15 protein-coding genes are annotated in these 14,444 nt (G+C 53.6%); 10 read left to right on the top strand and 5 right to left on the bottom strand.

From position 1 onward, the window contains the following. Positions 1-9 precede the first annotated feature (9 nt). The 3 genes from MY052_RS05675 to MY052_RS05665 form a co-directional block, all read right to left on the bottom strand. The gene (locus MY052_RS05675) at positions 10-2,523 is read right to left on the bottom strand and encodes a fimbria/pilus outer membrane usher protein (protein ID WP_420828631.1); all 2,514 of its coding nucleotides are present in this window, start codon (positions 2,521-2,523) and stop codon (positions 10-12) included. A 20-nt stretch (positions 2,524-2,543) separates the two neighbouring features. Beyond that, the gene (locus MY052_RS05670) at positions 2,544-3,209 is read right to left on the bottom strand and encodes a fimbrial biogenesis chaperone (RefSeq protein ID WP_248538901.1); all 666 of its coding nucleotides are present in this window, start codon (positions 3,207-3,209) and stop codon (positions 2,544-2,546) included. Positions 3,210-3,270: 61 nt separating this feature from the next. Further along, positions 3,271-3,828, bottom strand: a complete 558-nt coding sequence (locus MY052_RS05665) for a fimbrial protein (protein ID WP_035894626.1) — start codon at positions 3,826-3,828, stop codon at positions 3,271-3,273. A 629-nt stretch (positions 3,829-4,457) separates the two neighbouring features. On the opposite strand from MY052_RS05665, the gene MY052_RS05660 reads away from it, so the two are divergent. From MY052_RS05660 to MY052_RS05645, 4 genes are all read left to right on the top strand, one after another. Further along, entirely contained in the window at positions 4,458-4,769 is a 312-nt protein-coding gene (locus MY052_RS05660; RefSeq protein WP_202217337.1) for an ArsR/SmtB family transcription factor, read from the top strand. After that, complete coding sequence (locus MY052_RS05655) at positions 4,770-5,309, top strand: rhodanese family protein (RefSeq protein WP_202217336.1); 540 nt, start codon at positions 4,770-4,772, stop codon at positions 5,307-5,309. 27 nt (positions 5,310-5,336) lie between these two features. Continuing rightward, a complete protein-coding gene (locus tag MY052_RS05650) occupies positions 5,337-5,516 on the top strand; it encodes a hypothetical protein (protein WP_035894623.1) in 180 nt (59 codons plus the stop codon). Between the two features lie 464 nt (positions 5,517-5,980). Continuing rightward, positions 5,981-6,430 (top strand): L-alanine exporter AlaE, encoded by a 450-nt coding sequence (locus MY052_RS05645; protein ID WP_035894622.1) that lies wholly within the window; start codon positions 5,981-5,983, stop codon positions 6,428-6,430. Positions 6,431-6,474: 44 nt separating this feature from the next. On the opposite strand, the gene MY052_RS05640 is transcribed toward MY052_RS05645, so the two are convergent. Beyond that, on the bottom strand, positions 6,475-6,819 hold the full coding sequence (locus MY052_RS05640; protein WP_035894620.1) for a DUF2002 family protein: 345 nt from the start codon (positions 6,817-6,819) through the stop codon (positions 6,475-6,477). A 150-nt stretch (positions 6,820-6,969) separates the two neighbouring features. Between MY052_RS05640 and MY052_RS05635 the strand changes: the two genes are divergently transcribed. After that, on the top strand, positions 6,970-7,296 hold the full coding sequence (locus MY052_RS05635) for a DUF883 family protein (protein ID WP_202217335.1): 327 nt from the start codon (positions 6,970-6,972) through the stop codon (positions 7,294-7,296). Positions 7,297-7,363: 67 nt separating this feature from the next. On the opposite strand, the gene pdxR is transcribed toward MY052_RS05635, so the two are convergent. Then, positions 7,364-8,713, bottom strand: a complete 1,350-nt coding sequence (gene pdxR, locus MY052_RS05630) for a MocR-like pyridoxine biosynthesis transcription factor PdxR (protein ID WP_248538345.1) — start codon at positions 8,711-8,713, stop codon at positions 7,364-7,366. 86 nt (positions 8,714-8,799) lie between these two features. On the opposite strand from pdxR, the gene MY052_RS05625 reads away from it, so the two are divergent. The 5 genes from MY052_RS05625 (at position 8,800) to MY052_RS05605 (ending at position 14,375) form a co-directional block, all read left to right on the top strand. Further along, positions 8,800-9,231, top strand: a complete 432-nt coding sequence (locus tag MY052_RS05625) for a carboxymuconolactone decarboxylase family protein (RefSeq protein ID WP_035894617.1) — start codon at positions 8,800-8,802, stop codon at positions 9,229-9,231. A gap of 409 nt (positions 9,232-9,640) precedes the next feature. Further along, entirely contained in the window at positions 9,641-10,846 is a 1,206-nt protein-coding gene (gene proV / locus MY052_RS05620) for a glycine betaine/L-proline ABC transporter ATP-binding protein ProV (RefSeq protein ID WP_035894616.1), read from the top strand. Then, positions 10,839-11,900 carry a glycine betaine/L-proline ABC transporter permease ProW gene (proW, locus tag MY052_RS05615; protein WP_035894615.1) on the top strand — a complete coding sequence of 354 codons (1,062 nt, stop codon included), beginning with the start codon at positions 10,839-10,841 and terminating at the stop codon, positions 11,898-11,900. Before proV ends, proW begins: the two co-directional genes overlap by 8 nt. Positions 11,901-11,965: 65 nt before the next feature. Beyond that, the gene (gene proX / locus MY052_RS05610) at positions 11,966-12,961 is read left to right on the top strand and encodes a glycine betaine/L-proline ABC transporter substrate-binding protein ProX (protein ID WP_035894614.1); all 996 of its coding nucleotides are present in this window, start codon (positions 11,966-11,968) and stop codon (positions 12,959-12,961) included. A gap of 232 nt (positions 12,962-13,193) precedes the next feature. After that, positions 13,194-14,375, top strand: a complete 1,182-nt coding sequence (locus tag MY052_RS05605) for an MFS transporter (RefSeq protein ID WP_035894613.1) — start codon at positions 13,194-13,196, stop codon at positions 14,373-14,375. Positions 14,376-14,444 lie beyond the last annotated feature (69 nt).

The raw sequence follows: 14,444 nt of genomic DNA, 5'->3' as shown, positions 1-14,444 counted from the left end.
TTAACCCTTTCAGAGACACAGCGCACTCACCGTTTTCACCGGCACAGGCTGTGGGTTGTTCAGAAGATGGAAACTCGCGTGGCACGTGTGCTCGGTGCGGTTATCGTCCCAGCGAACTTCAACAATGCCGTCATCTGGCATTCCGCTGAGATAGACCTGCCCCTGCTCGGCAACAATGCCCGATGCCGCGCTGTCGTCACCCAGCAACCTGGCGCTGGCCCCAAACGGCAGCGGGCCATGTTGTCCGCGAAGGGTAAAGAGCACGCGGCTGCCGATATGGGTTTGATAGCGGGCTTCAACAATGGCTCCGCCGCTTGGGATAACCGTTTGTCCTTGTAATTCCACTTCGGTATCGTCAGACATTGATTCGGTATCCAGGCTGATATCATTTTTTCGGTAGGCGGTCAGCGTTGGCACAATGGCGTAGCCACGCCAATCGGTGTGCAGGTCGGTACCGTTCTGGATAGCCACGTTATCGGCCCCCGGCGCGCGGACGATGGCAAAACTGTCGCCGGTATATTGGCCGAAGGTGATGCCGTGCGGGTGCGCCACAATCGACCCCGACGCCCCCCAGGTCAGCTGGCTACCGCTCTTATCGTGCTGATAACCAAGCTGCGTTTCGCCATAGCCGCCACGATAATCCAGCGACATCCCGCTGTTGCTCCCCTGCCCTTTGTTGCCGTATCCCTGCTGGACGGTGTAGTAGAGATTGTTTTTCTCCAGCGCCGAGCCATACAGCGATACCTGCTGTGAGGTGTAGCCGTTGTTATCAGAGGTGGTGCTATAGCTCACAGCGCTGTCTGCAAGCCGACTGCCGAGGGGGATATTGATGTTGAAAGAGAGTGAGCGGTCGCTTTTATAGCGCTGTGACGACTGCGTGTAGTAGTAGCCGAGCCCCCAGGAGATGCCCTTCCAGGTGCTATAAAAACCGACGTGTACCGTTTCATCATGCCCCTGTGAGTGCCAATAGGTCTGGGTCCAGGCGGATGCTGAAAGGCTCCCTACCGCGCCGAGCGTTTGTGACAGCGATAGTTCTTCGCGGCTGCGTTTGTTATCGGAGACGCCATAGCGCCCTTCCAGGCCGTTTGCCTCGCCAAAATCATAATAGCGGCTGGAGGAGTAGCGATAGCTCGCGAGGCTGAGCGTGGTGCCGCTGGAGGCAAAACTCTTCTGATACTGTAACCTCGCCGAATGACCACGATAGCGCTGACCGGAGGGCGTACGGGTGGTAGCGCTGGTGTAATCTGCCCCCAGCGATCCCAGTTCGCCGAAACCGTGACCCAGACCCGCCGACCATGATTGGTAGTCCTCTGCCAGCTGCATACCCCCGTAGAAAGTGATATCGGCAGGCAGACCGTAAAACAGCGTCGATTGCACAAACTGCGGCTGGCGAATTTGCGGCTGAGTTGAGTAATAACGCCCCGCGCTCACGCTGTATTTCATCCGCCCCTGGCGCAGCATAAACGGCACCGCGGAGAACGGCTGGGTGAACTTGCGCTCGGAACCGTCGCTCTCTTTAATGGTCACTTCAAGATCGCCGCTTTGCGCGGTGGGATAGAGATCGTTAATGACAAACGCACCCGGCGCGACGAAGGTTTCATAAATCACATAACCATGCTGGGAAACGGTGACTTTGGCGTTGCTGTGTGCCATCCCGCGAATCACCGGCGCAAATCCTCGCTGGCTATCCGGCAGCATCTCTTCTTGCGACATTAGCTGCACGCCGCGAAACTGCACGCTATCAAACACATCGCCGTTGGTATAGGTATCACCGATGCGAAGCTGGCTTTCCAGCGCCCGGATATCGCGCTGCAAATAGGTGCTTTGCGAGCGCCAGCGGCGCGTTTTGTCATACTGCATGGCCGCAATATTACGCAGCCGCCAGCTACCGAGATTCACGCCGCTGCGCAAATTCAGGTAGCTGGAACGAACGTCGCTTTCACCCTGTCGCGCCTGCGAGCCGGTCAGATTGTAATCGACGAATGCCGCTGGAATGCCATCGTCCCAGCGCGAAGGATCAACGTAGCCCCGGCTTTGCTGTTCCATCGCCGCTTGCGGGATGCTCAGGTTTAATCGTTGAGCGGTAAAATCGAACTGACTGCGGGCATCGGGGATAAACCGCTCAATGTGCGTCAACGTGTCGCCATCGTGCAATGGTTTAAACCCGGCCAACGCGCTAACGTTCACGCCGAACTCCGCCAGCTTCGCCACCGTCAGACGCGGTAGCAGCTCGCCGCTGTCATCAACAAACTCAATGGTTTCCTGCGCAACCTGTTGATCATTAACCCACACCGAAACAGAGTAGCTTCCTGGCTGCTGCCCACCCGGTTTCGCGAAATAGTGCAGATCGGCGGTCTTTTGCTGGGGATCGCTTAGCTCCAGCGCCGCCGGATCGAAATAGTCTTCCGCACGCGCGCAAGGGTAATAGCACAGCAAGAAAAGCGCCGTGGGTACGCAGGCTAGCAGCGTGTTCGTCGCGGCGAGTGCATCATCGCGCAGCAGATCTGAAGTTATCTTTTTCACGGAAATAGCGGAATTAAAGGTTAACGTTGTGCGAAGTCAGTAATACCGCCGAAGTCGTTGATGGCTCGCCATTTCACCACACCAGAGCGGCTAACAGGCCAGGACTGGTCGCTAAATGGGGCTATCATCCCCGGAGCTTCCAGCTCCTGACCACCAACGGATAACGAGAAAAAGGAGACAAAGTACGGCGTAGGGTTATGCGCCACCAGGCTTGCACCGCGGGTCTCAAAGGTCAGCTTCTGCCACGCATCGCGAGCCTCTCCAGAAAGGTTTCCAGGACGATAAAAAAGCTTAAATTTTGACTTAATATTGACCTGTAATTTGTTTGCCTCGTTCTTATTTGATGGTGCGATACTTTTCACATTCAGCCAGAAAACAGATTCACGATCGGCAGGCAGACGACTACCGGTAAAATTTATACGCAGAACGTTTTTCTGTTCCAGGTCGAGGCGAAACAGCGGTGGCGTAACAATAAACGGTGGCTGAGACTTATCACTCGCAGAATAATTTTCAACCCACGACTGCACTAAATAAGGCGTATTACCGTCGGCATTGGTTACCGAAATAGAGGCTTCTCGCTTACCTTCTTCATATATTACACGAGTACCGCCCATGACAATTCCCGCATGCGCCGTAGCCGAGGTAATAAATAAAGAAAGAGCGATGCTCGCAATCAATCGATTCATGGGAATACCCAACGTTCCAGGACGAAAAAAGAGCAGAAGTCGCCTTCTGCTCTCGGTTTTATTAGTTGTAAACCATATTGAAATCAGCAACGCCGTTTGCCTGACCGGCGGTAATCGCCGCGCCGGTAGACATATAGTCAGCGTAGAACTTCAGGTCGGCTGAACCCGTCCCCTGGGAATCGGCAACCACATTTTGCTTTTTAGATGCTGTGCCCAGCGTAACTTTACTGGTTTGGTCGTCTTCGTACAGTTTGATACCCACACCGGTCGCGCCGGACGTCACCGCAAGCAGTTCTGGCATCTGTTGGTCCTTCTGACCATCAAATAGAACGGATACTTGCTTTACCGAATCAGGGCAATCGGCCACTTTGATATGGAAGGCTGTTTTTGTCGTTTCAGTACCCGCAGCGCTAAGATAGCTTTTATCCCAGGTACCAAGGTCGACATCCTGTCCTTTGCTATCGGCATCCACGTTGCAGGAAGCATCCGTGATGGTGCCTTTAAAGTTGACCTGTCCACCAGCCCCCTGCGCACCCGATGTGGAGGCGGTTGCAGCGCCAGCCGCGCCAGAAACTAATGCAGCAACGATGCACGCCATAATGCGGAATTGTGTATTCATAATCGTTCTCGATTAAACTTATATTTAAGCCGAAAGTCCGGTTCAAAATATGACCCACCGACCTTACAGCCATCATATCCTCCATGTTTATAATGTATTCATTCCATCCGCAGGGTATTTAATGCGCAATCTCAGCTCTGTTTAACGCATACAAACAGAAGCCATTAAATATTTATTACCCAATTAGCAATCAATGATAATTAATTCATTAGATATACTGCACATATAGTATGCTCATTAATTCGCGATGCAAAATTATTGTTTAGTGAAATAGCCGTAAAAGTATTTGCACCGTATAAATAAAAATAAAAAACCATGAATTTATGTTGCCCAAAATCAGAAAAGAAAACACATTCAATCTTCAGCAGCAGAGGTTTATTGCAACATTATCAGCGTAAATTTAACGAAATTAACCACCACATGCATATCGCTGTTCTTTTTTTATCACATAAAATGCGGTTTCCTTAAGTCAAACTAAGAATATTCCTATCTCCGTTTTTTCCTTGCTCCAGATTTTTTAGACCACTCACACATAATTCAACATGTTCATTAACAAGCTGAACGTTTAACTGGTAAAAGCCTGCTCGTTAGTTTAGAGTTTACTTAATTAAGAAAATACTAAAATAACTATGAATGACAGCAAACTCCTGAAAACACGCGCCGGTGAAGCCGCCGCGCTGCTGAAAGCGATGAGCAACCCCAACCGTCTGCTGATCCTCTGCATGCTTTGCGATGCGCCCGGTATCAGCGCCGGTGAGTTAGCTACTGCCAGCGGCCTAAGCCCATCCGCTACCTCGCAGCACCTGGCACGCATGCGTGAAGAGGGGCTGATTGACAGCCAGCGCGACGCGCAGCGTATCCACTATTCCATCCGCAACGAGGCGGTGAGGCAAATTGTTGCCACATTAAAAGCCGTCTATTGCCCTGAAGAGGGAAGTTGAATGACCGTTGAAGAGATCACCCCACAAGCGGCCCTTGCGCTGATTGAGCAAGGCGCTATGCTCGTCGATATTCGCGACCCCGACGAGTACGCTCGTGAACATATTCCCGCCGCTCGTTTGTTGCCGCTGGGTAAAATAGAACAAGGCGTCACGCTTACCGCCAATGACGACGCAGTCATTATTTTCCACTGCCAGTCCGGTAATCGCGCGCGCAACAACCTGAACCGGTTGATAGCCGCCGCAGCCCCGGCGCAGGTCAAACTCCTCGCGGGCGGTATTGAAGCCTGGCGTCAGGCCGGCCTCGCCACCACAGTGGATAAATCGCAGCCCCTACCCCTAATGCGCCAGGTACAGATTGCCGCAGGCGTGCTAATTTTACTGGGCGTCGTGCTCGGATATAGCCTCTCCAGCGCGTTCTTCCTGCTCAGCGCCTTTGTCGGTGCAGGTTTAACCTTTGCGGGAGTGACCGGCTTTTGCGGCATGGCGCGACTGCTGGCGGTGATGCCGTGGAATCGGCGCTCATCCACCAGCGGCGTATAAGAACTCAATAACAAAGGAGCACCTGAGATGTTTGCACCTGGCTCTCTGGTTCAACCCAAAATGGGCGGACCAAAATTAAAAGTCATTGAAGTACATGAAGACAGCATCGTGGCAGTACAGGCCAATGATGAAAACGGCAAGCAGTACACGCTAAAAGCGGCGGACGTTGCGCCGTATAGTGAAGAAGGCGACTTTGGCGTTTGCTAACGTTGACTGCGGTGGGCATGGCTCACCGCATCCTTCCTGACGAAATGAATAGTTATCCATAAATTCCGCATACCTTCCACATACTTCACTCAGAACTAAACGCTAAAAGATCGGCTTTTTATCGGATAAAAACGCTGAATGTGACCCCATTCACATAAAAATCAGCATTGCCTCACTTACGCCATGGTTAGCACTATTTCTCATCCTTTTTCACCATTGCGAAACAAACAATAACTCAATGATTTATTTATAAAAAATAGACAATGAAAACAAAAATAGCGCGGCAAACAGAAAACAATCAATAACAGAGCATTTTATTGACAAAAGCGCATTAAATAAAAATATTTCACTAGTTGTTTGTTCCAATCCAGATGGATAATCTATACACGTCAATTAAACCAACCCAAAACGCCATAAAACAGACCACTTTCTGTATTAACCGTTCATTTTCGAGGAGCATACCGATGTTCTCTGCGCAGTCACGCCTGCGTCATGCGGCAGCAGACACTTTCGCCATGGTTGTCTACTGTTCCGTCGTGAACATGATGATTGAAATATTTCTCTCAGGAATGACCTTTGAGCAGTCACTTTCATCGCGTCTGGTTGCTATCCCGGTCAACATTATTATTGCGTGGCCGTACGGTATTTATCGCGATTTTATTATGCGACAGGCGGCTCGCATTAGCCCGGCGGGTTGGGTAAAACGCGTGGCGGACCCGTTGGCTTATGTCACCTTCCAGTCGCCGGTATATGTACTTATTCTGCTGAGCGTGGGTGCCGACTGGCACCAGATTCTGGCGGCGGTCAGTTCTAACGCCGTCATATCGCTGGTGATGGGTGCCGCGTACGGCTATTTCCTGGATTTCTGCCGTCGTCTGTTCCGCGTGGAACAGTACACACAGGCAAAAGCATAATCGTATTGATATAAGTGACTGGCTACGCTCAGCCAGTCACTTATTTACCGTTTCTCGCCAAACAGCCCATCTAAAAAGCGCTCTAACGCCATACGTGAACTAAAACCGTGCGGGATACCGTAATGCTGCTCAACTTCACCGCCTAAATAGAGCGGGAACTCAGCGTAGTGATCGCAGGCTTTAATATCGGAAGCCGGCTCGGCATATTTGTTACTGCGATCTTTTAGCGCCGGATGAATGATCAGCGCCGTGCGCCCCATTCGCGCTTCGCGGTTGACGTACACATAATTCTCGCCACGGCGATAGCCGTATGCTTTTGGGGTTACCGCATCCATGGTAAAGCCCGCTTTTTCAAGAACGCGCGCCACCTCATCAGGTCGTAAATACATATTTTATCCTCGTCATCTTTTACTGCATCGCCACCTTACCGTAATCAGTATTCGCCTCGCTTTCAGATAATTCCAGAAACTGGATAATATTCGGCAATTTATGTCAGGTGACCTACACTTAACGCTCCATCTAATTTTGTGGAGAACGCCATGTTTAAATCACTTAATCGCAACAATGCTGATGATGAAGTTCAGGATATTCATAACGACGTCAGCCAATTAGCCGACAGCCTTGAAGGCATTATCAAGAGCTGGGCCAGCGACGACAAAGACGAAATTGAGGCCGTCCGCCACAATGCGAAAAAGCTGCTAAGCGAAACGCGCGCGCGCATGCACGGTCGCAACCGTTTACAGCAAAGCGTCTGTGACGTTGCTGGCAGCGCTGATGACTATATTCGCGATAAACCCTGGCAAAGTGTGAGCGCTGCCGCGGCGGTAGGGATTTTTATTGGCGTATTATTAGGCAGTCGTCGATAATATAATCACAACGATGTAGATAATAAAAACGCGTCTCCCCCGGGGTGTCTCTGATACTCCGGGGTTTTTATTTTATCGCCGCCTTCAACGCCGCCACCTGCGCATCGGCCATCTGCTGCGACACAATATTGGTAAAGCTCATGATAAGCCCGGCCTTACCGCGCGGGTGGATTCGCCAGTCGTTCACCGCCTGCACCGCCAGCCCGGCTTGTCGCGCCCGCCGTGCCATCGCGCGATCGTCTCCCTCTACCGTGACCACCAGCTGAATACCGCCTAACTGCTCCAGCACCTGAAAACCCTCTGTTCGCAATGCGGTTTCCAGCCAGCGCCGACGCTCGGCATAGTGAACGCGCATTTTCTTCAGATGCCGCCAGAAATGCCCTTCGCGCAAAAAGTCGGCCAGCGTCTGCTGGCACAACACCGGTACCGGGCAGGCCAGCCGCTGCGCCTGACGACGAAATGCCGCCACCAGCGGCAGCGGCACCACCAGCCAGGCTGTCCGTAGCGCCGGGAACAGCGACTTGCTGAACGTACCGGCGTAAATCACCCGCTGCGGCGCGTCCAGGCTTTTGAGCGGCGGCAGCGGCTTGCCTTGATAGCGAAACTCGCTGTCATAATCATCTTCAATGATCCACGCGTCATGGTGCGCGGCCCAATCCAGTAGCTGTCGACGGCGTGGAAGCGAAAGTGCGACCCCGGTCGGGCTTTGATGAGCCGGCGTCAGCAGCGCAAAACGGGCGGTCGTAGGGTGCTGCGTTATCCATTCAACGTTCATTCCCTCATCATCAACCGTCACCGGGTGCAGCGTGACGCCCTGTTGTTCAATAACCGGACGAATCAGCGGAAACCCGGGGTCTTCCATCCACATACCCTCCCCGCGCGCTTCCAGCGCCTGCAATATAAGCCCCATAGAAGCCGCATAGCCAGAGGTGATAAACACCTGTTCGGCCTCGCACTCTATGCTGCGGGAGAGCCTGAGATATTCCACAATGGCCTGGCGCAGCAACAGTTCGCCGCAAACGTCCCCCAGAGCCAGGCAGAAACGGGTTTGCGTGCGTAGCCGGTGCCCCATCACCCGCGCCCATAGGCCACGAGGAAAGAGATCCAGCGCGGGAAGGCCAAGCTGGAAAGGCTGCGGCTGGAAATGCTCGCCACCAAACCCCAGTGGCTTGGCGGTCACGGGCTCAAGGGTTAAGTGATCGCTTACAAACGTGCCCGACTGCCCGCGGCGTTCCAGCCAGCCTTGCGCCACCAGCTCACCGTAGGCGTTTTCCACCGTCACCCTTGAGACGCCAAGCTCTTGTGCATAGACCCGGCTGGAGGGTAAGCGCCTGCCCGCCTTCAGTTCGCCCTGTTCAATCGTCGCTTTCAGCTCTCTCGCAATCTGCTGATAGCGTGGTACGCCGCTCGGTTTCATGGTCTTATTTTTTACTCCAAATATGGCTATCTTTTTAAGACCATTATAGTGCTATTTTTGTCCCATCTTGAACGAGGAGTGACAACATGACTGCATTACGCCAACCCTATAGTGAACTGAGCCCAAACGTCTACGCCGGGCTGGTTCAGGCCAGCATGGCGCTGGAAAAAAGCTCGCTGGAGCGTCCCCTTCTGGAACTACTTTACCTGCGCGTGTCGCAGATTAACGGCTGCGCCTTCTGCCTGGAGATGCATAGCAAAGCGCTGCGTAAATCTGGCGTCGATCAGGTGAAGCTGGATGCGCTGGCAGGATGGCGAGTGAGTCATCACTTCAGCGATGCCGAGCGTGCGGCGCTGGCCTGGGCAGAAGATTTGACCCACATTGCCGAAAACCGCGCCGAAGACAGCGTTTATCAGCCGCTGCTCAGCCATTTCAGCGCCGAGCAGATTAGCGACATGACCTTCGCCATCAGCCTGATGAACGCCTTTAATCGCCTGGCCGTCAGCATGCGCATGTAGTTAAAAAATGCCCGCAAATATTCGCTATTTGCGGGCACTTATTTTCCACCGTCATTCTCCGTTTCCCTGCCAAATATCACCCTGATTATTACCCGGATATTTCTTAAAAAATCACCATCATCATACAAATATCAGCCTGAATTCACCTGTGGATTTTCAGACAATATTCATACGATTTTTTAGACCTCAACCAAATTTCATAACGAAATTCATAAAAAATTCAATAATCCTCAATTCGCCCTCAGCCCTTATATCATGGGAAATGACGGCAATATCACCCTTCGGATTATTTCGAGTGAAACCGGATTGAGGGTTGTCACATCGTCTCAGTATGCTAGGGTATAAACAGGTCATTATTCTCATCAGGTAGCATATCGACATAAACTAAAAACAGGAAATCGCATATTGCATGGCAGTTAAATTAGAAGTTAAGAATCTTTATAAAATATTCGGCGAGCACCCACAGCGAGCATTTAAATATATCGAGAAAGGTTTTACCAAAGAGCAAATTCTCGATAAAACAGGATTATCACTTGGCGTTAAAGACGCCAGTCTGGCCATTGAAGAAGGCGAGATATTTGTCATCATGGGATTATCCGGCTCCGGCAAATCCACCATGGTACGCCTTCTCAATCGTCTGATAGAGCCCACACGTGGTCAGGTGCTGATAGACGGTATCGATATTGCCAAAATATCCGATGCCGAGCTGCGTGAAGTTCGCCGTAAAAAAATCGCGATGGTATTCCAGTCCTTTGCGCTAATGCCGCATATGAGCGTACTGGATAATACCGCCTTTGGTATGGATCTGGCCGGTGTTCCCGCACAGGAACGCCAGGAGAAAGCGCTGGACGCGCTGCGTCAGGTAGGTCTTGAGAATTACGCTCATGGCTACCCGGACGAACTCTCCGGCGGTATGCGTCAGCGTGTCGGTCTAGCCCGCGCGCTTGCCATCAATCCCGACATTCTATTAATGGATGAGGCCTTTTCGGCGCTCGACCCATTAATCCGCACTGAGATGCAGGATGAGCTGGTAAAATTACAGGCGAAACATCAGCGTACCGTGGTCTTTATTTCCCATGACCTCGATGAAGCGATGCGAATTGGCGACCGTATTGCCATTATGCAAAATGGCGAAGTGGTACAGGTCGGCACGCCTGATGAAATTCTGAATAACCCGGCCAATGATTATGTCCGCACCTTCTTCCGCGGCGTGGATATTAGTCAGGTATTTAGCGCCAAAGATATTGCCCGCCGTAATCCGGATGGCCTTATCCGTAAAACGCCTGGTTTCGGTCCTCGTTCGGCACTGAAATTATTACAGGATGATGACCGTGAATATGGTTACGTCATCGAACGCGGTAATAAGTTTGTTGGCATTGTGTCCATCGATTCATTGAAAGAAGCCTTAAAGGCGAATCAGGGAATCGAGGCGGCATTAATTGACGAGCCGCTGGCCGTTGATGCCCAAACGCCGCTCAGCGAATTGCTCTCTCACGTGGGTCATGCACCCTGCGCCGTACCGGTTGTTGGAGAAGAACAGCAGTATGTCGGCGTTATTTCAAAAAGAATGCTGCTACAGGCATTAGATCGCGAGGGGGTAAACAACAATGGCTGATCAATCTAATCCGTGGGATACCACACCGGCCGCCGATAGCGCGGCAAACTCCGCCGATGCCTGGGGTTCACCGGCATCCGCCCCTTCCGGCGGCGGCGCAGACTGGCTGCACAGCGCGCCCGCACCGCAGGCGGAACACTTCAACATTATGGACCCGTTCCATAAGACGCTGATCCCGCTCGATAGCTGGGTGACAGAAGGAATCGACTGGGTGGTAACGCACTTCCGTCCAGTGTTCCAGGGCATTCGTGTGCCCGTCGACTACATCCTGAGTGCCTTCCAGCAGTTGCTGTTAGGGATGCCTGCGCCGGTGGCGATTATTATTTTCGCCCTGATTGCCTGGCAGATCTCCAGCGTCGGTATGGGCGTTGCGACGCTGATTTCGCTGATTGCTATCGGTGCTATCGGTGCCTGGTCGCAGGCGATGATTACCCTGGCGCTGGTGCTCACCGCGCTGCTGTTCTGCGTGTTGATAGGCCTACCGCTTGGCATATGGCTGGCGCGCAGCCCGCGGGCGTCGAAGATTATCCGGCCGCTGCTCGATGCGATGCAGACGACTCCGGCGTTCGTTTATCTGGTGCCGATCGTCATGCTGTTCGGTATCGGTAACGTACCGGGGGTGGTGGTGACCATTATCTTTGCCCTGCCGCCGATTGTGCGTCTGACCATTCTCGGGATTAACCAGGTGCCGGCCGACCTTATCGAAGCCTCACGCTCATTCGGTGCCAGCCCGCGCCAGATGCTGTTTAAAGTGCAGCTGCCGCTGGCGATGCCGACCATTATGGCCGGTGTTAACCAAACGCTGATGCTGGCGCTGTCGATGGTGGTTATCGCCTCGATGATCGCCGTCGGCGGTCTGGGCCAGATGGTTCTGCGCGGTATCGGTCGTCTGGATATGGGTCTTGCCACCGTAGGCGGCGTGGGGATTGTTATCCTCGCCATTATTCTCGACCGCCTGACCCAGGCCGTAGGCCGCGATTCTCGCAGCAAAGGCAATCGTCGCTGGTTCAATACCGGCCCGGTCGGCCTGCTGATGCGCCCCTTCTCTAAGTAACCATCGTATTGGCCCGGCAGGCGTCGGGCCAATGCTCCGCAACAATCACTATTAAAGGAACAACGATGCGACACTCATTCGTCTTAGCTACCGCTTTCACTACGCTGGTTTCGGCCAGCGCTTTCGCCGCCGACCTCCCAGGGAAAGGCATTACCGTCCAGCCGGTACAGAGCACCCTTTCTGAAGAAACCTTCCAGACCCTGCTGGTGAGCCGCGCGCTGGAAAAACTGGGCTATACCGTCGATAAGCCAAACGAAGTCGACTACAACGTGGCTTACACTTCGCTGGCCGCGGGTGATGCCACCTTCACCGCCGTCAACTGGATCCCGCTGCATGATGACATGTACGCCGCCGCCGGTGGTGACAAGAAATTCTATCGCGAAGGCACGTTGGTCAACGGCGCAGCGCAGGGCTATCTGATCGATAAAAAAACCGCCGATCAATACCACATCACCAACATTGCTCAGCTTAAAGACCCTAAGATTGCCAAGCTGTTTGACACCAACGGTAACGGCAAAGCCGACCTCACCGGTTGTAACCCTGGCTGGGGCTGTGAAGCGGTGATTAACCACCAGTTGGAGGCCTATGATCTGACTAAATCAGTCGATCACAACCAGGGTAACTATGCGGCGATGATGGCCGATACCATCACCCGTTTTAAAGAAGGTAAGCCGATTCTGTACTACACCTGGACGCCTTACTGGGTGAGCGACGTACTGAAGCCGGGTAAAGATGTCGTCTGGCTGCAGGTGCCGTTCTCTTCCCTGCCTGGCGTGCAGAAAAACATCGATACTAAGCTGTCTAACGGCGCAAACTACGGTTTCCCAGTCAGCACAATGCACATTGTGGCTAACAAAGCCTGGGCCGAGAAGAACCCGGCTGCGGCGAAGCTGTTTGCCATTATGAAACTGCCGCTGTCCGACATTAATGCCCAGAACGCCATGATGCATGATGGTAAAGCGTCTGAAGCGGACGTGCAGGGTCAGGTAGATGGCTGGATTCAGGCCCACCAGCAGGTGTTTGATGGTTGGGTGAAAGAGGCGCTGGCCGCGCAGAAGTAAATTAGCCGTTACGCCGCCACCGATTGCCGGATGGCGGCTTTGCCTTATCCGGTCTACAGGAACATGCAACGCCAAAGTAGGCCGGATAAGCGTAGTGCCATCCGGCAGCCCGGCAGCCCGGCAGAGGAAGGCACGACGTCCATCAAAAAGCACAATCCGCTACGCATCATTTTCCCCCTCCCCCACACCTTTCGTTATTATCGACCCCATCTTTCCTTACTTTCTCAATACCATGACTAAACCTGCTCACGGGCTTAGCCCGGCTTTGATCGTTTTAATGTCCGTTGCCACCGGTCTTGCCGTAGCCAGTAACTACTACGCCCAGCCGCTTCTGGAGACTATCGCCCGCCATTTCTCGCTCAGCGCCGGACAGGCCGGTTTTATCGTCACCGCCGCCCAGCTTGGCTATGCTGCCGGACTACTGTTCCTGGTGCCGCTCGGCGATATGTTTGAGCGTCGCTCGCTTATTGTCCTCATGACCCTGCTGGCCGCTGGCGGCATGCTGATTACCGCCAGCAGCAGTTCACTTGGCATGATGATCCTCGGCACCGCGCTGACCGGCCTGTTCTCGGTCGTCGCCCAGCTGCTGGTGCCGATGGCGGCGACCCTCGCCTCACCAGAAAAACGCGGCAAGGTGGTCGGTACGGTGATGAGCGGGCTGCTGCTCGGGATACTGCTGGCACGTACCGTTGCCGGGCTGCTGGCAAGCCTTGGCGGCTGGCGCACCGTCTACTGGGTCGCCTCCGCGCTGATGGTGCTACTGGCCTTCGCGCTGTGGCGCGGGCTGCCGAAGCTCAAGCAGGAGACGCACCTCAACTACCCACAGCTGCTCGGCTCCATCTTCAGCCTTTTTGCCCGTGACAAGCTGCTGCGCACCCGCGCACTGCTCGGCTGCCTGACTTTCGCCAACTTCAGCATTCTGTGGACGTCGATGGCGTTTCTGCTCTCCGGCGCGCCGTTTAACTACTCGGAAGGCACCATCGGCCTGTTTGGTTTAGCCGGTGCTGCCGGTGCGCTGGGCGCTCGTCCGGTTGGCGGGCTGGCGGATAAAGGCAAAGCGCATCTGACCACCACCTGGGGTCTGGTACTGTTGCTGCTTTCCTGGGTGGCTATCTGGTACGGGCATACGTCCGCTATCGCGTTAATCATCGGAATTCTGGTGCTCGACCTGATGGTGCAGGGCGTGCATATCACCAACCAGACGGTGATATACCGCGTACAGCCAGATGCCCGTAACCGCCTCACCGCAGGCTATATGACCAGTTACTTCATCGGCGGCGCGGCAGGTTCGTTGCTTTCAGCCTCCGCCTGGCAGCACGCAGGCTGGATGGGCGTGTGCCTTGCAGGTGGTCTGCTAGCCGCTGCCAACCTGTTGGTCTGGTGGTGGGGTTATCATCGTCAGGAAGCGGAATAAAAGAGCGGACGCCGGATATACGTATCCGGCATCTTTATGTCATAGACTAACCGCATAAATTACGGATAA

It is taken from the genome of Kluyvera ascorbata (assembly GCF_023195735.1).
GTDB classification, from domain to species: domain Bacteria; phylum Pseudomonadota; class Gammaproteobacteria; order Enterobacterales; family Enterobacteriaceae; genus Kluyvera; species Kluyvera ascorbata.
This window is presented reverse-complemented; position numbering and strand designations above follow the sequence as displayed.